The 23,414-nt window shown below is 72.5% G+C and carries 16 protein-coding genes and 1 other RNA gene; 7 read left to right on the top strand and 10 right to left on the bottom strand.

Features of this window, described 5'->3' with window-relative positions; genetic code table 11:
* Positions 1-91: 91 nt before the first annotated feature.
* Entirely contained in the window at positions 92-1,063 is a 972-nt protein-coding gene (locus tag IG90_RS0125725; protein WP_030589159.1) for a LysR family transcriptional regulator, read from the bottom strand.
* Between the two features lie 438 nt (positions 1,064-1,501).
* On the opposite strand from IG90_RS0125725, the gene IG90_RS0125720 reads away from it, so the two are divergent.
* Positions 1,502-2,638: an MFS transporter gene (locus IG90_RS0125720; RefSeq protein WP_030589156.1), complete on the top strand. Its 1,137-nt coding sequence runs from the start codon at positions 1,502-1,504 to the stop codon at positions 2,636-2,638.
* Between the two features lie 82 nt (positions 2,639-2,720).
* On the opposite strand, the gene ssrA is transcribed toward IG90_RS0125720, so the two are convergent.
* The 5 genes from ssrA to ftsE all read right to left on the bottom strand — a co-directional run bounded on the left by ssrA (position 2,721) and on the right by ftsE (position 6,663).
* Positions 2,721-3,108, bottom strand: a transfer-messenger RNA (tmRNA) gene (ssrA, locus tag IG90_RS41150).
* A gap of 130 nt (positions 3,109-3,238) precedes the next feature.
* Positions 3,239-3,727: an SsrA-binding protein SmpB gene (gene smpB, locus IG90_RS0125715; RefSeq protein WP_030589153.1), complete on the bottom strand. Its 489-nt coding sequence runs from the start codon at positions 3,725-3,727 to the stop codon at positions 3,239-3,241.
* Positions 3,728-3,745: 18 nt separating this feature from the next.
* Entirely contained in the window at positions 3,746-4,933 is a 1,188-nt protein-coding gene (locus IG90_RS0125710) for a S41 family peptidase (protein WP_033894653.1), read from the bottom strand.
* A gap of 68 nt (positions 4,934-5,001) precedes the next feature.
* The gene (ftsX, locus tag IG90_RS0125705) at positions 5,002-5,919 is read right to left on the bottom strand and encodes a permease-like cell division protein FtsX (RefSeq protein ID WP_030589147.1); all 918 of its coding nucleotides are present in this window, start codon (positions 5,917-5,919) and stop codon (positions 5,002-5,004) included.
* 54 nt (positions 5,920-5,973) lie between these two features.
* Complete coding sequence (gene ftsE / locus IG90_RS0125700; RefSeq protein WP_003968787.1) at positions 5,974-6,663, bottom strand: cell division ATP-binding protein FtsE; 690 nt, start codon at positions 6,661-6,663, stop codon at positions 5,974-5,976.
* 260 nt (positions 6,664-6,923) lie between these two features.
* On the opposite strand from ftsE, the gene IG90_RS0125695 reads away from it, so the two are divergent.
* Positions 6,924-7,124 carry a hypothetical protein gene (locus tag IG90_RS0125695; protein WP_030589144.1) on the top strand — a complete coding sequence of 67 codons (201 nt, stop codon included), beginning with the start codon at positions 6,924-6,926 and terminating at the stop codon, positions 7,122-7,124.
* A 222-nt stretch (positions 7,125-7,346) separates the two neighbouring features.
* Here IG90_RS0125695 and IG90_RS0125690 read toward each other — a convergent pair whose 3' ends face one another.
* The 4 genes from IG90_RS0125690 to IG90_RS0125675 form a co-directional block, all read right to left on the bottom strand.
* Positions 7,347-8,204 (bottom strand): LPXTG cell wall anchor domain-containing protein, encoded by an 858-nt coding sequence (locus IG90_RS0125690; protein ID WP_030589140.1) that lies wholly within the window; start codon positions 8,202-8,204, stop codon positions 7,347-7,349.
* 331 nt (positions 8,205-8,535) lie between these two features.
* On the bottom strand, positions 8,536-9,642 hold the full coding sequence (gene prfB / locus IG90_RS0125685; protein ID WP_030589137.1) for a peptide chain release factor 2: 1,107 nt from the start codon (positions 9,640-9,642) through the stop codon (positions 8,536-8,538).
* Positions 9,643-9,759: 117 nt separating this feature from the next.
* A complete protein-coding gene (locus IG90_RS0125680; protein ID WP_030589134.1) occupies positions 9,760-11,007 on the bottom strand; it encodes a serine/threonine-protein kinase in 1,248 nt (415 codons plus the stop codon).
* Positions 11,008-11,203: 196 nt separating this feature from the next.
* Complete coding sequence (locus IG90_RS0125675; protein ID WP_030589131.1) at positions 11,204-12,883, bottom strand: serine/threonine-protein kinase; 1,680 nt, start codon at positions 12,881-12,883, stop codon at positions 11,204-11,206.
* A gap of 471 nt (positions 12,884-13,354) precedes the next feature.
* Between IG90_RS0125675 and IG90_RS0125670 the strand changes: the two genes are divergently transcribed.
* From IG90_RS0125670 to IG90_RS0125650, 5 genes are all read left to right on the top strand, one after another.
* A complete protein-coding gene (locus IG90_RS0125670) occupies positions 13,355-16,990 on the top strand; it encodes an FHA domain-containing protein (RefSeq protein ID WP_030589126.1) in 3,636 nt (1,211 codons plus the stop codon).
* 342 nt (positions 16,991-17,332) lie between these two features.
* Positions 17,333-18,697 carry an ABC transporter substrate-binding protein gene (locus IG90_RS0125665; protein ID WP_030589123.1) on the top strand — a complete coding sequence of 455 codons (1,365 nt, stop codon included), beginning with the start codon at positions 17,333-17,335 and terminating at the stop codon, positions 18,695-18,697.
* Between the two features lie 4 nt (positions 18,698-18,701).
* The gene (locus tag IG90_RS0125660; protein WP_030589119.1) at positions 18,702-20,096 is read left to right on the top strand and encodes a carbohydrate ABC transporter permease; all 1,395 of its coding nucleotides are present in this window, start codon (positions 18,702-18,704) and stop codon (positions 20,094-20,096) included.
* On the top strand, positions 20,093-20,983 hold the full coding sequence (locus IG90_RS0125655; protein WP_030589115.1) for a carbohydrate ABC transporter permease: 891 nt from the start codon (positions 20,093-20,095) through the stop codon (positions 20,981-20,983). Before IG90_RS0125660 ends, IG90_RS0125655 begins: the two co-directional genes overlap by 4 nt.
* A gap of 198 nt (positions 20,984-21,181) precedes the next feature.
* Entirely contained in the window at positions 21,182-23,413 is a 2,232-nt protein-coding gene (locus IG90_RS0125650) for a bifunctional glycosyltransferase/CDP-glycerol:glycerophosphate glycerophosphotransferase (protein WP_030589112.1), read from the top strand.
* The last annotated feature ends 1 nt before the right edge of the window (position 23,414 follow it).

Raw genomic sequence — 23,414 nt, 5'->3', positions numbered from 1 at the left:
CCCCCACCCGTCCGTGAACCTGACGCCCATGCACCCGGACGAAGAACATAGCGCACGGTGTTGACGCCCAAGTGCCGCTGAACGGAGTTGATCAGGAACGGTTGCGCATCAGTGACAGATCACCCTCGGGAAGCCAGCATCCGGACGGCGGGACCAGCCACCCATCGGCAAGGGCCAACTGGTCGGTAGCGTTCCGCAGCGCGTCTACGCCCGGGTGGTTCAGACCTTTGCGCCAGACCAGCGCCAGCGGCGAAAGCGGAACCGGATCGACGAGCGGGCGCAGCACCGTTCCGGGCAGCGGCGGGAAGTCGACGACGGCGAGCACGGGGTGCCCCCCCTTCGACATGACCCGCTGAAATTCGGCCACACCCACGGCGAGCGGAACGGGTGGGGCCATGGCGATGCCCCACTCGGCGAACAGCGATGCGGCGAGGTCGGTCCACTCCCGTGTCCGCTCGTTGCCGGCCCCCGCGTAGACGGTCTCGCCGGCCAGCTCGGCCAGGGCGACGACCTCCCGCGCGGCGAGAGGATGAGAGACGGGCAGCATCAGGGCCATCGGCTCGTACCGCACGGGGTGCACGGAAAGACCCGCGCGCACCGCGGGGGCCAGTCCGGCGGCCCGGCCGAAGGAGGCGTCGAGCCGGCCGGCCAGGATCTCGGCGGCGGCCCAGGTGAGCCCGGACTCGAAGCGGGCCATCAGCTCGCACTCCGGCAGCAGCTCGCGGGCCCGTGCCAGCACCCGGGCGGCGGTCGTCCCGTCGCTGTTCAGGTCGACGAGCAGCGGCCGGGCAGGCGCCCCGCTGAACGCCCCGGTCAGTTCGGCGTGCGCGTCGAGCACCCGGCGGGCGTACGGCAGCAGGCGTTCGCCGTCCGGGGTGAGCGTGACCTGCCGGGTCGTGCGGACGAACAGCTCCGCGCCGAGCTCCCGCTCCAGCCGCCGGACGTCCCGGCTCAACGCCTGCTGCGCGACGAAGAGGCGGGCAGCGGCCCGGGTGAAGTGCAGTTCGTCGGCGACGGCGAGGAAGGCGCGCAGGAGACGGGGGTCGGTGTCGGCGGGAGGCACGGCGCGAATCTACCGCGCCGGGCCCCATTCACAACACGGTCGCGTGAATCGGTGCGGAGTAGGTGTTGGACCCGGGCGGCGGGGCACGGCGAGCCTTGCCGTATGCCGATATCCCCAGCCGCCCGCCCGGAGACCGCGCCCCGGGCCGTCCCGTCCCACCCTGCCGACCCGACCCGGCCTGCCGGCCCGATCCCGGCGGTCCCGTCGCGCCCTGCCGCCCCGACCCGCCCGGTCCCGTCCGCCCGCCCCGTCCGGGCCGATCCGCCCGCGCACTCCTCCACTCCCCTGTTCGCCGTCGCCGGCGGCCAGTTGGCCGCCGCCCCGCGCTCCGCGCCCGGGAGCACCGGGCCACGGCGGTCCTCGAACCCGTACCTCCGGCTGCTGGCCACGCCCGGGGCCCGGGCGTTCACGGCGGGCAATCTGATCGCCCGGCTGCCGATGGGGATGCTCGGCGTCAGCGCGATCATCATGATCGCCGGATCCCGGGGTTCGTACGCCCTGGCCGGGGCCGTCACCGCTACCGGTCTGGCCGCCACGGCGGTCGTCGCGCCCTTCACCGCCCGGCTCGTCGACCGCTTCGGGCAGGCGCGGGTCGCCGTGCCGGCCACCGCGCTCGCCGTGCTGGGCTCGCTGGCCCTGGTGCTGTGCGTGCGCCACGACGCCCCGGCCTGGACGCTGTTCGCCGCGTACGCCGCGACCGCGACGACCCCGAACACCGGCGGGATGTCGCGGGCCCGCTGGGCGCATCTGCACCGGGGCGATCCGGCGGCCCTGCACACCGCGAACTCCTTCGAGCAGGCCGCCGACGAGCTGTGCTTCATGCTGGGCCCGGTACTGGCCGCGACGCTCTGCGGGGCGCTGTTCCCGGAGGCGGGCACGGTGGTGGGGGCGGTGCTCCTGATGACCGGCGTCCTGATCTTCGCCGCCCAGCGCGCCACGGAGCCGCCCGTCACGCTTGGTACGAGGACCGTGGCGTCGCCCCTGCGCACACCGGGGGTGCCCGCACTGCTGGCGGTCTTCCTCGCCACGGGGGCGGTGTTCGGGGCGCTGGAGGTGGTCTCCATCGCGCACGCCGGGGGCGCGATCCTGGCGCTCCAGGCGGCGGGGTCGTGCGCGGCGGGCCTGGTCTACGGTTCGCTGCGTCCCGCCCGGGACGTGCGCCGCAGGCTGCTGCTGTGCCTGGCCGCGATGACGGCGCTGATGTCCCTCCCGCTGCTGGCCGCCGCCGGGTCGGCCTCGCTGCCGGTCCTGGCGCCCTGTCTGCTGCTGGCGGGGGCGGCGACCGCGCCGACCATGGTCACGGGCATGACGCTGGTGCAGCGGGCCACCCGCCCGGAGCAGTTGAACGAGGGCATGACACTCTCGGTGACCGCGCTGCTGGGCGGGATCGCGGCCGGAGCGGCGGCCGGCGGCTGGCTCGTGGAGCACGCGGGCACGGCCACCGGCTACGCGGCCCCGATGTCCGCGGCGGCCCTCGCCCTGGCCGTCGCGGTCGCGGCGACGGCGACAACGGCTTCGCCCCACGGTTCACCGGAGGCATCACCGGCAGCACGCCCCGGTCGCGGGGCAAGCTGACTCTCCCGGGCGACGGAGAGGTGCTGGCATGAAAAAGCCTCCGCCCCGCGAGTGAACTCGCGGGGCGGAGGCTTACATGGGGTGGTGGAGATGGCGGGAATCGAACCCGCGTCCAACGGTGCGGAACCAGGGCTTCTCCGAGTGCAGTTCGCTGCGCTTTTCTCGGCCCCGGAGGTCACGCGAACAAGCCTCCGACAGGCCCAGCCACTGTTTGGTTTCCTTCTCGGCCCCGTGGCCGGGCCGAGAAGTTTAGATCCCTAGTTGATGCCAGGATCCGGGTCGGGATCACCCCCGGGCTGACACTCCGCAGAGTCTTCGCTTAGCTGCTAATTAGGCAGCGAGGGCGAAGGCGGAGGAATCGCGCTTGGAATTGGCGATTATTGTTTGCGACATATGGTTTACGAGATCATTGCCGCTTCCTCGACTCGCTTCCCCTGCTTCGACATCCGCTGTCGAAACCGATCATCCCCATGTTGATTTTTCAAATCGCACACCTTCGCTGAGGTGCACGGCCCATCGTACGTGACCAACGCCGGACGATGCCACCGTATTCCTGCCCGGACACCGTCCCCGCCCGGACAGGCCCCGGACAGGCCCCGCTCAGGCGCTGCGCTGCCGCCGGCGGGCCGCCGAGATGGCGCGGTTCGTCTCCCGCGTGTCCTGCTTCTCGCGGAGCGTCTGCCGCTTGTCGTACTCCTTCTTGCCCTTCGCCAGCGCGATCTCGACCTTGACCCGGCCGTCCTTGAAGTACAGCGCGAGCGGCACGATCGTGTGACCGCTCTCCTGCGACTTCGACTCCAGCTTGTCGATCTCGGCCCGGTGCAGCAGCAGCTTGCGCTTCCGCTTGGCCGCGTGGTTGGTCCAGGTGCCCTGGACGTACTCGGGTACGTGGATGTTGTGGAGCCAGGCCTCGTGGTCGTCGATCTGGACGAAGCCGTCGACCAGGGAGGCCCGTCCCATGCGCAGGGACTTGACCTCCGTCCCCATGAGGACGAGGCCGCACTCGTAGGTGTCGAGGATCGTGTAGTCGTGCCGCGCCTTCTTGTTCTGCGCGACCATCTTGCGCCCGGTGTCTTTTTCCTTCGCCATAGTGCGGTCATTTTCGCACTACGACCCACCCCCGAGGCCACTCAATACCGTCTCGGCCCGCTGCTGGGCCCTCTCCCGCACCAGGAGGTCGGGGGTGATGCCCCTGCCGTCGACGTTGCGGCCCGCCGGAGTGCGGTAGTGGCCGACGGTCAGCTCGGCCACCGAACCGCCCGGAAGCTCGCTGGGCATCTGCACGGAGCCCTTGCCGAAGGTGGGCGACCCGACGGTGACCGCGCGGCCCCGGTCCTGGAGGGCGCCGGTCAGCAGCTCGGCGGCGCTCATCGTGCCGCCGTCGACCAGGACGACGACCGGCCGGTCCGTGTCACCGCCCGGATCGGCGTACAGGGCCTGCTCCTCCCCGCGTACGTCGTACGTGGCGACCAGCCCGCCGTCCAGGAAGGCGGAGGCTGCGACGACGGCCTCGGCGACGAGTCCGCCGGAGTTGGCGCGCAGGTCGAGAAGTATCCCGGCCCCGTCAGGGGCGTCCCGGACCGCGTCCCGGACGTCGGCCCCCGCACCCTTGGTGAAGGCGGCGACCTTGATCAGGACCGCCGACGAGGGCTCGGCCCCCAGCCGCCGCACCGTGACCGCCTCGGTGGTCAGCCGGGCCCGCCGCAGGGTCCTCGTCCAGCTCCGGCCCTCCCGGACCAGACCGAGTTCCACCCGGCTGCCCTCGGCCGCTCCCGTACCGTCACCGCGCAGTAACGCGACGACCTCCGCGACGGGGCGCTTGCCGACCGCGCGGCCGTCCAGGGTGCGCAGCAGGTCGCCGGTACGGATGCCGGCCCGGTCGGCGGGACCGCCGGCCTGCACGCGGGACACGGTGACCTCGCCGTGCGCGGTGCGCCGGGCGGAGAGCCCGACGCCGGTGTAGGAACCGTCCAGCGCCTGCTCGAACTCCTCGTACTCCCGCTCGTCGTAGACCGCGCCCCAACGGTCCCCGCTGCGGCTGACGACCTCCTCGGCGGCGTCCTTCACGGACTTCCCGTCGGCCTCGGCCTCGGCGGCGGCGTCCTCGATCTCCTCGCGGTCGACCGGGGCGACGGTGGAGGAGACGGCACGGGTCTGCGTACCGGGCCGGGAATCGGGGTCCCGCGGCAGCGAACCGGTCGCGGCGGCGGTGGCGAGAGCACACCCGAAGACCAATGTCAGGGCCGCCCCGCGGCGAAGGCCGCGGGGCCCGAAGCGGTGCGCAGAGCCCGGCATGGCGACGAGTCTAGGACAAGCCCCCTGGGGCGCACGGGCGATCACCCGTGCGCCCCAGGGGGCACATGTCACACCTTCAGGTACTTGCGCAGCGCGAACAGAGCGGCGACTGCGGGCATCAGCAGACCGATCGCGAGCACCAGCGGAAGCTTGGTGAGGACCGCGTCCCAGCCGATGAAGTTGATCAGGTTCAGCTTCTCCTGGAGCGCGAGGCCGCCGTCGATCAGGAAGTACCGGCCGCCGAGCAGCATCGCGCAGGCCAGAACGCCGCCGATCAGGCCGGCGACGGCCGCCTCCATGATGAAGGGGGCCTGGATGTAGAAGCCGGAGGCTCCCACGAGGCGCATGATGCCCGTTTCACGTCTCCGGCTGAACGCGGAGACGCGCACGGTGTTGACGATCAGGATCAGTGCGATGACCAGCATCAGGATCATCACGTAGATCGCGACGACGTTCATGCCGTTCATCAGCTCGAAGAGGTTGTCCAGGATGGACCGTTGGTCCTGGACGGACTGCACCCCGTCCCGCCCGGCGAAGGCCGTCGCGACGACCTTGTACTTCTGCGGGTCGTCCAGCTTCACGCGGAACGACTCCTGCATCTGGTCGGGCGTGATGTTGCCCGCCATCGGGGAGTCGCCGAACTGCTCCTGGTAGTGCTTGTACGCCTCGTCGACCGTCTCGAAGTGGACCGTCTCGACGGCGTCCATCTTCTTCAGATCGGTCTCGATCTGCTCCTTCTGCTCCTTGGTGACAGCCCCCTTGGCGCACTTGGGCATGTCCTTGGCGTCGTTCTTGTTGCAGAGGAAGATCGAGACGTTGACCTTGTCGTACCAGTAGTCCTTCATCGTGCTGACCTGCTCGCGCATCAGCAGCGCACCGCCGAACAGGGCGAGCGAGAGGGCGACGGAGACCACGACCGCGAAGGTCATCGTGAGGTTGCGGCGGAGACCGACGCCGATCTCCGACAGGACGAACTGGGCGCGCATGGCGTCCTTTCAGTACTCGATGCTCGAAATGCACGAAGGGCCGGAGCCCTTCGGTCAGTGCTGGTAGCCGTAGACGCCGCGTGCCTGGTCGCGTACGAGACGGCCCTGCTCGAGCTCGATGACGCGCTTGCGCATCTGGTCGACGATGTTCTGGTCGTGGGTCGCCATGATCACGGTGGTGCCGGTCCGGTTGATCCGGTCCAGCAGCTTCATGATGCCCACCGAGGTCTGCGGGTCGAGGTTGCCGGTCGGCTCGTCCGCGATCAGCAGCATGGGGCGGTTCACGAAGGCGCGGGCGATGGCCACACGCTGCTGCTCACCACCGGAGAGCTCACCGGGCATCCGCTCCTCCTTGCCGCCGAGGCCGACGAGGTCGAGGACCTGGGGCACGGCCTTGCGGATCTCGCCGCGGGGCTTGCCGATGACCTCCTGCGCGAAGGCCACGTTCTCCGCGACCGTCTTGTTGGGCAGCAGGCGGAAGTCCTGGAAGACCGTCCCCAGCTGGCGGCGCATCTGCGGCACCTTCCAGTTGGACAGCCGCGCGAGATCCTTGCCGAGCACATGGACCATGCCCGTGCTGGCGCGCTCCTCGCGCAGGATCAGTCGCATGAAGGTCGACTTGCCGGAGCCGGAGGACCCCACCAGGAAGACGAACTCACCCTTCTCGATGTCCAGCGAGACATCGCGCAGAGCCGGTCGGGTCTGCTTCGGGTAGGTCTTGGAGACGTTGTCGAATCGGATCACGGATGCACCACGGTCGGCCGGGAGTAGGTGAGCGTGACCATACGCGAACCGGGCTCACGCGCGCAGGCGGCGTCCGGCAATGGGCGATTTATGGCGGATCGACCCCCGGAACGAAACGGGTCGTGCCGGACCTTGTCCGGCGGGCCGCGCCGAAATCGCCGCGAGCTGGCACAGTGGTGGGGGGAACGGTTGCGTTTCCGTGAGCGTTGTGCGGAGAGAAAGCAGGCAAGCGGCTCCGCCGCGCGGGAGGAGGAATGCGCATGACCTACGACCGACTGGTGTGCGCGAACTGCGCGGCGCCCGTGAGCGAGGGCCGTTGCCGTGTGTGCCGTGCCGTACGGCAGCAGATGCTGGAGGAGCAGGGCCAGGGCCCGCTGGCCGGGATGAGCCCGGTCATGCTGATCGCCCTGATGGTGGTGCTGCTGACCGCACTCGCGCTGCTGGCGCACCAAGCGGCCTGATCCGGCCCGCGCGGCCCCTGGGGCCGCCCCGCATTCGCCCCGTCGGGGCTGACAGACGTATGCGTACGGCCGCCTGAGCGGTCCGGGCGCGCAGAAGGGCCCGGGAGGCGTCGTACGCCCTCCCGGGCCCTTCGTCATGCTGTGCCGTGCCGTGTACGGGCCTGGCTTGCGCCCGCTACGCGTCGGTACGGTCCACCACGGCCGCTACGGAACGCTACGGACCTAGGCGACCGTGCGACCGCCGCCGACGAGGCGCGGCAGGACGCGGAAGCCGATGCCGCCCGCGATCATCGTCGCGGCGCCGATGACCAGGAAGGTCGTCTCGGCCGCACCGGTCTCGGCGAGCTCTTCCTTGCCCTTGCTCTGCTCGACCGGCTTGTTGCCGACGCTGTCGGTGTCGGTGTTGTCGGTGCACTCGGCGCCGTCGAGGTCGACGGTGCAGGTGCCGGCGTCGTCGCCACCGGTGGCGGAGCCGCCGGTGGTGGAGCCGCCGGTGGTGGAACCGCCGGTGGTGGAACCGCCGCCGGTGGAACCGCCGGTCGCGGAGCCGCCGCCGGTGGAACCGCCGGTGGTGGAACCGCCGGTCGCGGAGCCGCCGCCGGTGGAACCGGTGGTGCCGCCGGAGGCGCTGGTCCCGCCCTGGTCGCCGCCACCGTTGTTGCCGGTACCGCCATTGTTGCCGGTACCACCGTTGTTGCCCGAGCCGCCGTCGACACCGCCATCTACGCCGCCGTCGACACCGCCGTCGACACCGCCATCTACGCCGCCGTCAACACCACCGTCGACACCGCCATCTACGCCGCCGTCAACACCACCGTCGACACCGCCGTCAACACCACCATCTACGCCACCGTCAACACCACCGTCGACACCGCCATCTACACCACCGTCAGCGCCCGCGTCGACGCCGCCCGGGTCGCCGTCGCCCAAAATGTCCGCCTGAACCTGGACGTCGGCGACGCCAGTGTCGACGCCGATCTCCAGTGCCTGCGCCGCACCGGCAGCGGTCAGCGAGGCACCCGCGGCGATAACCGCACCAGCGGCGATCCGCGCGACGCGAACCCGCGTCTTCTTCGTCATGTGTTGCTACCCCCAGTAGCCGATCTCGTCATTGGAGCAGCCATATGCGGGCCACGAGCCCTGCGGGGAATCGCTCTCGGCAAGGCCACGTCGTGTCGTGGTCACCCCGCCCGCCCCCCGGTTCACACCCGTCCCAGACATACGCATGCTGCTCTAGCACCCTGGCCAGAGTTGAGGACTACGTCAAGGCCGTTCCGTGCACTAGGCACCGATATGGGGGTTCTTGACGGCTAATCGGAAGCCCGACTGTGACGCATCGGGCACAGATCCTCCGCAACGCGGACGGGCCCGGACAGTCACCTGTCCGGGCCCAACCTCCGTACCGCCGAAGCTACTTCTCGCGCTGCTTGCGCCAGCGGATACCCGCTTCGACGAAGCCGTCGATCTCGCCGTTGAAGACCGCTTCGGGGTTGCCCATCTCGAACTCCGTACGCAGGTCCTTGACCATCTGGTACGGGTGCAGGACGTACGAACGCATCTGGTTGCCCCAGGAGTTGCCGCCGTCGCCCTTGAGCGCGTTCATCTTCGCCTGCTCCTCCTGGCGGCGGCGCTCGAGGAGCTTCGCCTGGAGGACGTTCATCGCGGACGCCTTGTTCTGGATCTGCGAGCGCTCGTTCTGACAGGAGACGACGATGCCGGTGGGCAGGTGGGTCAGACGGACCGCGGAGTCCGTGGTGTTGACGCCCTGTCCGCCGGGGCCCGAGGAGCGGTACACGTCCACGCGCAGCTCGGACTCGTCGATCTCGATGTGGTCGGTCTGCTCGACGACCGGGAGCACCTCGACGCCCGCGAAGGACGTCTGGCGGCGGCCCTGGTTGTCGAACGGCGAGATGCGGACCAGGCGGTGGGTGCCCTGCTCGACCGAGAGCGTGCCGTAGGCGTACGGGACCTGGACGGCGAAGGTGGTCGACTTGATGCCGGCCTCTTCGGCATAGGCGGTCTCGTAGACCTCGGTCTTGTAGTTGTGCCGCTCGGCCCAGCGGATGTACATGCGCTGGAGCTTCTCGGCGAAGTCCGCGGCGTCGACGCCGCCGGCCTCGGCCCGGATGGTCACCAGGGCCTCGCGCGCGTCGTACTCGCCGGAGAGGAGGGTGCGGACCTCCATCTCGTCCAGCGCCTTCTTCACCGACTCCAGCTCGGTCTCGGCCTCCGCCTGGGCGTCGGCGTCGGCCTCGTCGGCGGCGAGCTCGAAGAGGACTTCGAGGTCGTCGATGCGACCGCGCAGGGTCTCGGCCTTGCGGACCTCGGCCTGGAGGTGGGAAAGCTTGCTGGTGATCTTCTGGGCCGCCTCCGGGTCGTCCCACAGGGACGGCGCCGCAGCCTGCTCCTCGAGCGCGGCGATGTCCGCCCTCAGCGCATCCAGGTCCAGGACGGCCTCGATCGACCCCATGGTCGAGGAGAGGGACTTCAGCTCTTCGGAAATATCGACGACTGCCACGGGTCCAGCGTAACGGCTGGACGGATGAAGCTTGCCCTCGCCCGCGAAACCGGATGCCGCTCCGGTGTCCGGGCGAGGGTTCTCGACGTACCGCCGCGAGGGCTTTCAGCGGCTCTGTTACGGGGTCGCCGGGGCCGAGTTCTCGCTGTCCTGGGGGACCGGATCGCCGTCCCCGCCGCCGGTGGCCAGCCAGCCGCCGACCGCGATGGCCGCGCAGAGGGCGACGGCGGCGACACCGAGGGTGAGGCGGCGCTTGCGGACGGCCGCCGCCTTGTTGCGGGCGGAGCCGGGCCGGGGCCTGCCCGGGGCGCGGGGGGCGCGGGCCGTGCCGAGGGGGCCGCCCGCCAGCTCGTCCGGGGCCGGGACGCGCATGCTCGTGTGGGTGTCCCGGTTGGAGTCGGGGGCGGAGCCGGGCACCAGCGGGACCGCCCCGCGGCGGCGGGGCTCCTCGGCGGCCGGGGTGTACTGCTGCTCGTCGTAGGCGGGGGACTGCGGGTCGCTCTCCCCGGCGTCCGGCTCGTCCACCTCCAGCGGCGGTATGCCCGCCAGCAGGGGCAGCAGGTCGCGCAGCCGTACGGCGAGCTCCGAGGCCCGCAGCCGGGAGGCGGGGGCCTTGGCCAGGCACTGGACGAGGAGCTGCCAGAGCTCCTCGGGGATGCCGGGGAGCGGGACGACGGTCTCGGTGACGTGCCGGCGCAGGACCGCGCCGGGGTGGCCGCCGCCGAAGGGCGTGAATCCGGCGAGCAGCTCGTAGAGCACGGTGGCCAGGGCGTAGATGTCGACGGCGGCGCGCGGCGGGAGGCCCTCGACGATCTCGGGTGCCAGGTAGTCCGGCGTACCGATGATCTTCGTGGCCTTGGTGCGGCGCGGGGTGTCGATCAGCTTGGCGACGCCGAAGTCGGTGAGCAGGGCGGGGTGGGAGCCGCCGGGGCCGAGCGGGCCCTCCATGTCGAGCAGGATGTTCTCGGGCTTGACGTCCCGGTGGACGACCTGGGCCTTGTGCGCGGCGGCCAGCCCGTCGGCGACGTCCGCGATGATCGCGACGGCGGCCTCGGGGGCGAGGCGGCGCTCGCGGTCCAGGCGGGTGCGCAGGTCGGTGCCGCGTACGAGCGTCATGACCAGGGCCAGGTCGTTGCCGTCCACGACGAGGTCCCGGACGGCGACCACGTGCGGGTGGTCGAGTCCGAGCAGGGCGGTGCGCTCCTGCACGAAGCGGCCCACGAGCTCCTGGTCGGACGCGAGGTCCTCACGGAGCAGCTTGATGGCGACCGGGCCCTCGGGCCCTTCGCCGAGCCATACCGTGCCGGCGCTGCCGCGCCCCAGGATCTGGTGGGCCGTGTACCGGCTGCCGATATTCCGTGCCAAGACTGCTCCCTCAGCGGCTGGCGGTGGACCCCCGGCCGACAAAGTTACGCGGCGTTCGGGGTGTCACGTGCCTGGGATGGCACCGACCTTCACTTCTCCGGGCCAAAAAGGCCCGGGGAAGTCGACAAAGGGACAGAGTTACGGGGGCGAGACCTCGGCCCGGAGCGGGCCGGGGCGGGTTCTCCACCGTTGCGGGTCAGGCTCCGCCCGAGCCGCCGGCGCTGTCGCCGACGCTGGAGATCCAGTCGGTGACCGTGCCGATCGCGTCGCCGATCGCCTCCCAGTAGCCCTTGCCCTGGGCGACCCAGTCCTGGAGCGGGGTGAGCTCCCAGATGAGCCAGCCGGCGATGACCAGGAGCACCACGGTGAACAGGCAGCCCTTGAGGCAGCCGAGTCCGGGGATGCGCATCGGGTTGGCGCCGCGCTGCCTCGGCGGACGCGGCTCGCGCGGCGGGCGCGCGGCGGGCTGCTGGGGCTGCTGCGGCTGCGGGGGCGCGTACTGCTGCCGCTGGGGCTGCTGCGGAGGCGCGTACTGCTGCCGCTGGGGTTGCTGCTGCTGATGCTGCGGCGGGTACTGCTGGTGCTGCGGGGGCGGCTGGCGGCGCTGGGGCGGCTGCTGCTGGTGCTGCGGCGGCCCCTGGCGCTGCGGCCGGCGGCGCAGCGGGTCCTGGCTCGGGTCGAGGTACTGGACCTGGGTCTGCTCGTTGCGGTCGCGGGCCGCCTGGAGCTGCGACTGCCACGGGTGCGGGCCGTCCGGCTGCGGCGGCCCGTCGGGGCGCTGCGGTACGGGCGGCATGACGGCGGTCGGGTCGGCGTGGCCAGGACCCTGGCCCGGGCCGCCCTGGCCCCCGGGGCCGGTCTGCGGGAGCACGCTGGTGGCCGCGGCGGGGTCGAAGGAGCCCGCGTTGCCCGGCAGCACCTGCGTGGGGTCGGCCGCGCCCGGGGTCTCCGGGACGGCCGTGGGCGCCGGGTCGGGGGCGAGCAGGGCGCCCACCCCGTCGGCGGCGGCGATCTGGGCGGAGTTCGCGTGCACGCCGATGCCCGCGGCGACCGTACGCAGACCGCGGGCCAGGTTCTCGGCGCTGGGCCGACGCTCCGGGTCCTTGCTCAGGCAGCGCTCCATGACCGTCCACAGCGGTGCGGGGACGGTGGAGGGCCGGCGGGGCTCCTCGCTGAGGTGCCGGTGCAGGACTTCGAGGGCGGTGCCCCCGGCGAACGGCGGGCGGCCGGTGACCAGCTCGTACAGCAGGATGCCCGCGCCGTAGATGTCGACGGCGGAGGTCTGCGGGCGGCCCTCGGCGGACTCCGGCGCCACGTAGGCGGGCGTTCCGACGAACTCGTGGGTCCGGGTCAGGCCCGGGGAGTCGGCCAGCCGCGCGATGCCGAAGTCGGTGAGCATCGGGTGCATCTGGCCGTCGCGCTCGTCGAGCAGCACGTTGGCGGGCTTGAGGTCGCGGTGGACGACGCCGTCGGCGTGGCTGGCGGCGAGCGCGTCCGCGATCTGCGCGGTGAGCAGCGCGGCGGCGACCGGGGTGAGCGGGCCGTCCTCGCAGAGGTAGCGGTGCAGGTCGGGGCCGTCGATCAGATCCATCACCAGGGCGAGGAGATCGCCCTCGACGACGAGGTCCCGGGTGCGCACGATGTTCGGGTGCGTGAGCCGCAGCAGGACGGAGCGCTCCCGCAGGAACCGCATCACGACATCGGCGTCGTTGGCCAGCTCCTCCTTGAGGACCTTGATGGCCACGGTCTCGCCCGGCTGACCCGCGACGGCTGCCTCGGCGCCCGCGGTCTCCCGCTGGCGGGCTCGCCAGACGGTGCCCGTGGCGCCGCGTCCGAGCGGCTCCTCGAGCAGGTACTTGCTGCCTACCGGCCGCACGTCATGCGCTCCCTGCTGATCGTGGTGCTTGCGGTCCCCTGGGGGCCCCGATGTTCCGGCCCACTGTAGTGCCGCCGAACGGGGCACCGGGGGCTCACGTTTCGAGGGAGGACGCGCAGACCGGGCGGACGGTTGCCGCACAGCCGCCCAAGGGCCGGTCAGACGTTCGGCCACGGGTGCGGGTTTCCGCCCGGCAAGCGGCGGATAACTGCCGGAACACCGTTCCCAGCGTCGGGATCCGGACGCAAGCAGGCACTTTTGCGCCCACAGCCGACCATTCAAGATCATTTAAAGGTGACCGCCGGGCGTGTTGTCAGTGGCAGGTGCGAGGATGCCTCCAGCACGGATCTGCGAGGTCGGAGTCTCGCGGTGCGTGACGACCTGTACGGACGACGTGTCCGTGCCGGGCGGGGGGAATCACAGGGCGTTTCCCCTGCCGGGCACCCCGCGCAGAAGGGACCGCTGACGGCGATGCAGATCCGGCTGACCGTCCTCGCGCCGCGCAGCGGCCACACCCCGGCGCGCACCTGCGACGTGCTCGTCACCGCCCCCGCCGGGACGGCGCTGGCCGCCGTCGCCTCCCAGCTGGCCTCCGCCGTGTCGGGGCCCGAGAGCTCCCAGGGCGGCGGGGCGATCGTGCTCTTCGCCGGACGGGAGCGGCTCGACGGGCACCGCATCGCCCTGGGCGAACCGCCCCTGGTGGACGGCGCGGTCCTCTCGCTCCAGGTCCCCGGCGACGACGAGGCCACGGACGACCCCGTGCCGGCCCAGCTCCACGTGGTGGCGGGGCCGGACGCGGGCGGGGTCCATCTGCTGCACGGCGGGCAGATCCGGATCGGCCGCTCCGCCGACGCGGACGTCCCGCTCGACGACCCGGACGTCTCCCGGCTGCACTGCGCGGTGACGGTCGCCGACGACGGCCGGGTATCGGTCGCCGACCTCGGTTCGACGAACGGCACCTCGCTGGACGGCGTCGAGGTGCACGAGCGGCCGGTCCGCCTCCCGCCCGGCGCCCTGCTGCGGCTCGGCGAGTCCGCCCTCCGCCTCACGGCGGGCTCCCGTCCGGCGACTCTGCCGACCGCCCCGGACGGTGAGGGGCACCTGCGGGTGAGCCGCGCCGAGACGGGGGCCTCCGCCCCGGGCCACGGCACCGGTGCGCCCTTCGGAGCGCGCACCCCCGACCACGGCGGCCAGGGCCACGCGTACGGCGCACCGGCCTCCCCGCACCCTCCCTCCCCTTCCGCATCCGTATCCGCTTCCGCCTGTTCCACGGCGCCCTCCCCCGAGGAGGCCTCCTGGCCGGAGCAGGCCGAGGCCGGGCCCGGCGCGCACGCGGGACACGGCGGCCACCCCCGCGGGGAGTTCGCCGGCGCCCCGGCGCCCCGGCGCGGCATAGGGGCCTGGGCGAGGCGGCTCAAGGGCGGCGCGAAGGGCGAGCAGGCGACGGGCGCGGAGACGGTGGCCGGCAGGTCCGGGCCCTTTGCCGGCCCGGACGCGTACGGCGCCTCCCGCACCCACGGCGCCCCGGCGGCCCACGGATCATCGGCGTACGGACCCGGAGCCTACGGATCAGGGACGCGCGGGGCGGAGGCGTACGGGGCAGAGGCGTACGGCTCCTACGGCTCCCCGGCCGGCTCTCCCGACCCCTCCGGCGGTCCGTCGGGGGCCGGGCATCTCGCCTCCCCGGCCTCCCCCGGCTCCCCCTTCTCCGCGCTGCCCTCCGCCCCCGAGGGCACCTGGCCGGATCCGGCGGCCGTGCTGCTGACCGCGCTCGGCCCCGGTACCCGCCTCTGGGAGCGCCACCCGGAGCACCCGGAGGCGCTGGTGGTGCGGCTCGGCACGACCGACCGGGCCGAGGTGCCCGCCGTGCCGGTGACCGTGGGGCTGCGGGAGGCCGGTTCGCTGGGGCTGGCCGGTCCGCGCGCCCGGCTGGCGGGGCTGGCCCGCGCGACGGTGGCGCAGCTCGCCGCGCTGCACTCCCCGTTCGACCTGGAGATCGTCCTCATCAGCACGGACCGCTCCCGCCCGCTGGAGGAACGGCGGCGCGAGTGGTCCTGGCTGGGGTGGCTGCCGCATCTGCGCCCGACGCACGGGCAGGACTGCCGGCTGCTCCTCGCGTACGACCGAGAGCAGGCGGCCGCCCGTACGGCCGAGCTGGTGCGCCGCCTCGACGAGGGGCCCCTCGGGCCCGACTGGCCGCATCTGGACCGGGCCTCGGTGGCCGAGGCGGCCCGCGCCCACACGGGTCCGCACACGGTGGTCGTCCTGGACGGCGACCCCGGTACGGCGATGCTGCGCGAGACCACGGCGCGGCTGGCCGGGGCGGGCGCGGCGGCCGGGATCCATCTGATCTGCCTGGCCGAGACCCCGGCCGCCTCCCCCACCTCCCCGGTGTCCGCGACGTACGAGGCCGCCTGCCGGGCCTCCATCGCCTTCCGGGAGTGCGGGGCGGTCGCGATGCTGAGCGGGGACGTCGCCACGGCGTTGCGCCTGCTGCGTACGGCGGGCGGACAGGCCGCGGGGCACGGGACGGTGGCCGCGGTGGACGCGGTGTCGGCGGCCTGGGCCGAGCGGTTCGGGCGGGCCCTGGCACCGCTGCGCGAGGAGGGCTCGGCCGCGCTGGCGGGCCGCCCGACGACCGCGGCCCTGCCGCCGTCCGCCCGACTCCTGGACGAGCTGGGCCTGGCCCGCGCCACTCCAGCCTCGCTGATGGCCCGCTGGGCGTCCACGGCGGAGGCCCAGCCGGGCGCGTCGGCACCCCGGGCCGCGGCTCCCCCGCCCCGCCAGGAGCTGGACAGCCACAATTCCGGGCGCACCCTCAGCGCGGGTCCCCGCGTCGGCCCCCAGCGCACCGCGACCCCCTCCCCGCACCGGGATTCCGGCCGCACCCCGTACCCGGTGGCGGGCGCCCCCGACCCGGACCGCACCCCGTACCCACCGCTGGACACCCGCGACTCCGAGCGCACGCCCATCCTGGGCGCCCAGCGTTCCGGATCGGGCCAGGCCTCCGCGGCCGGGGAGCGGGGCGACGGGGCCGCGGACCGGCCCGCCGTGCACACCGGCCGGCCGGTCCTCGTGCTCGGGGCGGGCCCCCGGGGCCCCCTCAGCGTCGATCTCGCCGACGAGGGCCCGCACCTGCTGATCGAAGGGCCCCCGGGCAGCGGCCGCACCGAGCTGCTCCGGGCCGTCGCCGCCTCGCTCGCCTCCGCGGCCCGGCCCGACCGGCTCGGCATCCTGCTCGTCGACGGCGCCGGCGGCGAGCAGGGGGAGCGCGGTGAGGGCCTGCTCCCCTGTACGGAGCTGCCGCACGTCTTCACGCACCTCGTGGCGTCCGACCCGGTCCGGATGCGGGAGTTCGCGCAGGCCCTGGGCGGCGAGCTGAAGCGGCGCGCCGAGCTGCTCGGCGACCTGGACTTCGCCGCCTGGCACGGACGGTACGCCCAGCAGGACCCCTCCCCCCGCATCGTGGGCCAGCGGCCGCCGAGCGGCGCCGAGCGGCGGGGCGACCTGGACTCCCCGGCCAGCGGCACCCTGCGGCTGCGGCCCGCCGCCCGGTCCGCGGACCCCGGCCCCTCCCCGCTGCCCCGGCTCGTCGTCCTCGCCGACGACTTCGACGCGCTGGTCGCCCCGGCGCTCGGCAGCCCCGGCCGGCCGGCCGCCGGTTCGGTGGTGCGGGCGCTGGAGGCCGTGGCCCGGGACGGCGGACGGCTCGGGGTGCACCTGGTCGCCACGTCCGCGCGCCCCGACCGTACCGAGGACACCGAGCTGGCCCGCGGCGCCCGGCTGCGCATCGTGCTGGACGCCCCGGTGCTGCCGCCGTCCCCGGACGAACCGGCCCCCGGCCGGGGCAGGCTGGGGCATCCGGACGGCCGGGTGACGCCGTTCCAGGGGGGCCGGGTCACCGGCCGCATCCCGCGTACGGCGACGCTGCGGCCCACCGTCGTCCCGCTGGAGTGGGAGCGGATGGGCGATCCGCCGACCCGGCGCCCGGTCCGCGAGCTGGGCAACGGTCCGACGGACCTGGCGCTGCTCGCCAGTGCGCTGGAGCGCGCGGCCCGTTCCGTGAATGCCGAGCGGCTGCCCGCACTGGTGCCGTTCACGGCCTGACGCGGCCACCGGCACGACCCGGCCCCGGCCCTGACGCGGCCACCGGCACGACCCGGCCCCGGCCCTGCCGTCGCCACCGGCACGACCCGATACCGCCCCTGCCGTCGCCACCGGCGTGACCCGTACCGCCCCCGCCGCCGCCACCGGCACGACCCGCCTCTGCCCCTGCCCGGACAGGCTCCCGACATGCACTGACATGACGTCACGAGCCGATCACGATAGGCCTGTTGGGCCCTCCGACGGTATTGCGGGGCCCGTGCGCCGGGCGTAGGACTGTGCGCACGGAGGACGTAGTCCGGCATGCGCACATGACCGGGCGCGTACGGAAGAGACGGGGCAGGAATGCGCACAACCTTCTCGATAAGCAGGACCGCACTCGTGTTCGCGGCGGTCGGCGCTCTGGCGCTCACCGGCTGCGGGGGCGATGGCGATGGCAAGAAGAAGACGGGAGACGGCTCCGGCAAGGGCACGGACAGCGCGTCCACGGTCGACCTGCCGAAGCTGGACGGGGAGAACATCTCGGTCGCCGCGGTCTGGACCGGACCCGAGCAGGCCAACTTCACCAAGGTGCTGGACGAGTTCGAGAAGCGCACGGGCGCGAGCGTCACGTTCGTCCCCGCGCAGGACCCGATCATCAACTTCCTGGGCACGAAGATCGCGGGCAAGCAGCCGCCGGACGTGGCGATGATCCCGCAGGTCGGCGCCATCCAGCAGGCGGCCGCGAAGAAGTGGGCCAAGCCGGTCGGCGCCGAGGCGAAGGCCCAGCTCGACAAGAACTACGCCAAGGTCTGGCAGGACCTCGGCGCGGTGGACGGCACCCAGTACGGCGTGTACTTCAAGGCCGCCAACAAGTCCCTGATCTGGTACAACGCCGCCGCGTTCGACAACGCGGGGGCGAGCGAGCCGAAGACCTGGAAGGACTTCCTGACGACCGCGGAGACCATCTCCGCCTCCGGCGTCACGCCGGTCTCGGTGGGCGGCGCGGACGGCTGGACCCTGACCGACTGGTTCGAGAACGTCTACCTCTCCCAGGCGGGTCCGGAGAAGTACGACCAGCTGGCGAAGCACGAGATCCCGTGGACCGATCCGTCCGTCAAGGACGCGCTGACCACGCTGGCCGGGCTGTTCGGGAAGCCGGAGCTGATCGCGGGCGGCGCGGACGGGGCGCTCCAGACGGAGTTCCCGGCCTCGGTGACCCAGACCTTCACCGGGGGCGACCAGCCCAAGGGCGCGATGGTGTTCGAGGGCGACTTCGTCTCCATCAACATCGCGCAGACCGAGGCGAAGATCGGCACGGACGCCAAGGTGTTCCCGTTCCCGGCGGTCGGCGCGGACTCCCCGGTGGTGACCGGCGGCGACGCGGCGGTGGCGCTGAAGGACACCAAGGGCGCGCAGGCGCTGCTGACCTGGCTGGCCTCGTCCGACGCGGCGAAGATCTGGGCCGAGGCGGGCGGGTTCATCTCCCCGAACAAGGGCCTGGACCTGAAGGCGTACCCGAACGACGTGCAGCGCACGATGGCCCAGGCGCTGATAGACGCGGGGGACGACGTCCGGTTCGACATGTCCGACCAGGCCCCGCAGTCGTTCGGCGGGACGCCCGGGAAGGGTGAGTGGAAGATCCTCCAGGACTTCCTGAAGAACCCGAAGGACATCGCGGGGACCCAGGAACAGCTGGAGTCCGAAGCGGTCAAGGCGTACAAGAGCTGACGCGGTGACGACAGCGACCGCGGGGGGCGCCGGTGCGGCGCCCCCCGCAGACGACACGACTCCGCGCCCGTCCCCGCCCCCGGATCCGGGGAAGTCCCGCCGGAGCGTCACCGGCACCCGCAGGATCATCGCGGCGGCGTTCCTGCTGCCCGCGCTGGTGCTGCTCGGCGCTCTGGTGCTCTATCCGATCGGCTACTCGGTCTACCGGTCGTTCTTCGACCAGGCCGGTACGGGCTTCGCCGGGATCGACAACTACACGGCCCTGTTCACCGATGCCACGATCCTCACGGCGGTGAAGAACAACGCGATCTGGGTGGTCTTCGCCCCGACGGTCGCCACCGCGCTCGGGCTGATCTTCGCGGTGCTGACCGAGCGGATCCGCTGGGGCACCGCGTTCAAGCTGATCGTCTTCATGCCGATGGCGATCTCGATGCTGGCGGCGGGCATCATCTTCCGGCTGGTGTACGACCAGGCTCCCGAGCGTGGTGTCGCCAACGCGGTGGCGGTGGGCGTGCACGACACGTTCAACCAGTCCTCCGGCTTCCCGAAGGCCCGCCCGCTGCCCGTGCACCCGCTGGAGAAGGGCGACGGCGGGGCGTTCGTGTCCAAGGAACCGATCCGGGCGGGCCAGCCGTTGCGGGTTCCGCTGGTGGGCGTGGCCCCGGCGAAGATGCCCGGCGACGCACGTCCGGCGAAGGAGGCCCCGGCGGTTTCCGGGGACGGGGAGAAGATCTCCGGCACGGCCTGGCTGGACTTCACCCGGGGCGGCGGCGGAAAGCCGAATGCCGTCGACCCGAAGGAGGTGGGCCTGAAGGGCCTCACGGTCGAGGCGGTGAAGGACGGCAGGGTCATCGCCACGGCCACGGCCGGACCGGACGGCGTGTTCACCCTGCCGGCCTCGGCGGACGGGGCCCAACTGCGTCTGCCCGCCGACAACTTCCGCGAGCCGTACAACGGCGTCGACTGGCTCGGGCCGTCCCTGGTGACGCCCGGGATCATCGGCAGTTACGTGTGGATGTGGGCCGGGTTCGCGATGGTGCTGATCGCCGCCGGACTGGCCGGTCTGCCGCGCGAGCTGCTGGAGGCGGCCCGGGTGGACGGCGCCAACGAGTGGCAGGTGTTCCGCCGGATCACGGTGCCCATGCTGGCGCCGGTGCTGGCGGTGGTCCTGGTGACGCTGATGATCAATGTGCTCAAGGTCTTCGACCTGGTGTTCATCATCGCGCCGGGCTCCTCCCAGGACGACGCGAACGTGCTGGCGCTCCAGCTGTACCGGTCCTCGTTCGGCACGGACGCGGACCTGGGGATCGGGAGCGCGATCGCGGTGCTCCTGCTGCTGCTGGTGATCCCGGTGATGCTGTTCAACATTCGAAGGATCCGGAAGGAGGGACGCCGATGAGCGCGACCGAATCATCTCTCAAGGCGAAGCAGGCCAAGCAGTCCCTCGGCGCCCGGATCGCCGCCCGCGCCGGCGGCGGGGTGATGCGGGTCTTCCTGATCCTGGTCGCCCTGTTCTGGCTGATGCCCACGATCGGCCTGCTGCTGTCCTCGCTGCGCGGGCCGCAGGACATCGCGGCGACCGGCTGGTGGAAGATCTTCACCGCCCCGTCCGAGATGACCTTCGACAACTACCAGCGACTGCTGGACAATTCGACGATCACCGGCTCGCTCCTCAGCACGATCATGATCACCGTGCCCTCCACGGTGCTGGTGGTGGTGATCGGGTCACTGGCCGGATACGCCTTCGCGTGGATGGAGTTCCCCGGCCGGGACTGGTGGTTCCTGCTGGTCGTCGGATTGCTGGTGGTGCCGGTGCAGGTCGCGCTGATCCCGGTGTCCGAGCTCTTCGGCACCATCGGGATCTTCGAGACGACGCTCGGGGTGGTGCTCTTCCACACGGCGTTCGGCCTGCCGTTCGCGATCTTCCTGCTGCGGAACTTCTTCGCGGAGATCCCCCGCGAGCTGCTGGAGGCCGCCCGGCTCGACGGGGCCGGCGAGATCCGGCTCTTCACCCGGGTCGTGATGCCGCTGGGCGGTCCGGCGATAGCCTCGCTCGGGATCTTCCAGTTCCTGTGGGTGTGGAACGACATGCTGGTCGCGCTGATCTTCGCCGACTCCGAGTCGCCGCCGATCACCGTGGCGCTCCAGCAGCAGGTACGCCAGTTCGGCAACAACATCGACGTGCTCGCGCCCGGCGCGTTCGTGTCGATGGTGATCCCGCTGGCGGTGTTCTTCGCCTTCCAGCGGCAGTTCGTCTCCGGCGTGATGGCGGGCGCGGTCAAGTAGCCGCCGCGGCAGGGCCGTGAACCTCGAAGGCGTACGACCGAAGGCGTACGGCTGTACGTCAACACCGAGCGGCCCGGTTCCCCGGAACCGGGCCGCTTCGGTGTGCACATCCCCCGAATGCCACGTCCGGCGTAACCCTGTCATTCCATCCGACGTTTGCGGGCCACCTGGTTCCCGCGAACGACCCATGGATGTGTAGTGCCCCGGTTCACCATCATCGTGCCCGCATTCCGGGTCCAGGCGTATCTGCACGCGTGTCTGGATTCCGTGCTGACCCAGTCCTTCAAGGACTACGAGATCATCGTGGTCGACGACTGCTCCCCCGACGCCTGCGGACCGATCGCCGACGAGTACGCCCGCCGGGACCCCCGCGTCACCGCACTGCACCTGCCCCGCAACATCGGACTGGGACCGGCCCGCAACGCCGGGATGGGCCGGGCCGGCGGCGACTACCTGATCTTCCTCGACGGCGACGACACCCTGCTGCCGGACGCGCTCCGGATCATCGCCGACCGGATCGACGCGACCGGCGAGCCCGACGTCCTGATGTACGACTACGCCCGTACGTACTGGACGGGCCGCAGCGTCCGCAACGTCCTGGCCGCCCACCTCGACGAGGCAGGGCCGGCCCGTTTCCGGCTCACCGACCGCCCCGAGCTGCTGCAACTCCTCATGGTCGTCTGGAACAAGGCGTACCGCCGCGCGTTCGTCGAGGCCGAGGGGTTCACCTTCCCGCCCGGCTACTACGAGGACACCCCCTGGACCTACCCGGTGCTGATGTCGGCCGGGTCGATCGCGGTCCTGGACGCGGTCTGCGTGTCCTACCGGCAGCGGCGGCGCGGCAACATCCTCTCCACCACCAGCGAGAAGCACTTCGACGTCTTCGACCAGTACGACCGGGTCTTCGCGTTCATCGACTCCCGCCCCGAACTCGCCGTGTGGCGGCCGGTGATGTTCCGGCGGATGCTGGACCACTTCTCGGCGCTGTTCGCCTCCCGGGACCGGCTGCCGCTCCACAGCCGCGCCGCGTTCTTCCGCCGGGCGACCGCGTCCTGCCGCCGCTATCACACCCCCGGCGCCCCGGTCCCCCGCCGCGCGCTGCTGCGGCACGGCCTGCTGCGGCTCGGCGCGCGGCGCACCTACCGGGCCCTGTCGGGGGCCCAGCGCCTGGGCGGCCGGCTGCGCCGGGGCTCGGCGGCCGTGCGCCGGGCGGTGCGGGGCGCGGCACTGCGGGCGCACTACCGGATCCAGTCGCGGCTGCCGTTGCGCACCCGGGACGCGGTGTTCGCCGCCCGGGGCGGCGCGGGGTACACGGGCAGCCCGGCGGCGATCGAGGCGAAGGTCCGCGAGCTGGTCCCGGGGGTGCGGACGGCCTGGATCTGCCGGCCGGTCGACGCCCACACCGTGCCGACCGGCACCCGGCACCTCGCGCCCGGCACGTTCGCCCACTGGACGGCGCTGGCCCGTTCCGCGTACCTGGTGAACGACGGCTCCTTCGACCGGGGGCTGGTCAAGCGGCGGGGCCAGGTGCTGCTGCAGACGCACGAGGGGACTCCGCTGCGGACCGTGGGCACCGATCTGCTGGACCGGCCCGCCGCCGCCCGGGGCACCGACTTCGAGCAGCTGCTGCGCTCGGTCGACACCTGGGACTTCTCCCTCTCGGCGAACCCGCACTCCACCCTCGTACGGGAGCGGGCCTACCCGTCCGCGTACACGACGCTGGAATACGGCTCGCCGCGCAACGACGTGTACCACCGCACGGGCCCGGCCGATGTGGCGCGGCTGCGCGAGACGCTGGGGATCCCGGCGGGCAGCACGGCCCTGCTGTACGCCCCGACGCACCGCGACTACCGGCGCGTCCAGCGGCCCGCCCTGGATCTGGAGCGACTGGTTGCGGTCCTGGGGCCGCGGTTCGTGGTCCTGGCCCGGGCGCCCCTACCGGCCGGCCCAGGGGGCGTCCGCCGTGCGCCGGATCCCCGGATCATCGACGTCAGCGCGCACCGGTCCCTGGAGACGCTGGCGCTCGCCTCGGACGCCCTGATCACGGACTACGCGTCGCTGATGTTCGACTACGTCAACCTGGACCGCCCGGTGGTGCTGCACCTCGACGACATCGAGGCGTACGAGGCGGCCCGGGGCACGTACTTCGACATCACCGCGTTCCCGCCCGGCATCGTGGCCCGGAGTCAGGACGAGCTGTTCGACGTCTTCGCCACGGACCACTGGCGGGGCTCCCGCTCGGCGCAGCTGCGGGCCGCGTTCCGGGCCCGGTTCTGTCCGTACGACGACGGGTACGCCGCGGAGCGGGTGGTGCGCCGGGTCTTCCTCGGGGAGACGGGCGGGCTGCCGCTGCCGGTGCCGTACGCCGCCCGCCGGACGCCCGCGGCCCTGCCGTCCCAGGAGGACACCGGGGCCCGCGTCGGGGGCTAGG

It is taken from the genome of Streptomyces anulatus (genome assembly GCF_000721175.1).
GTDB classification, from domain to species: Bacteria; Actinomycetota; Actinomycetes; order Streptomycetales; family Streptomycetaceae; genus Streptomyces; species Streptomyces anulatus_C.
This window is presented reverse-complemented; position numbering and strand designations above follow the sequence as displayed.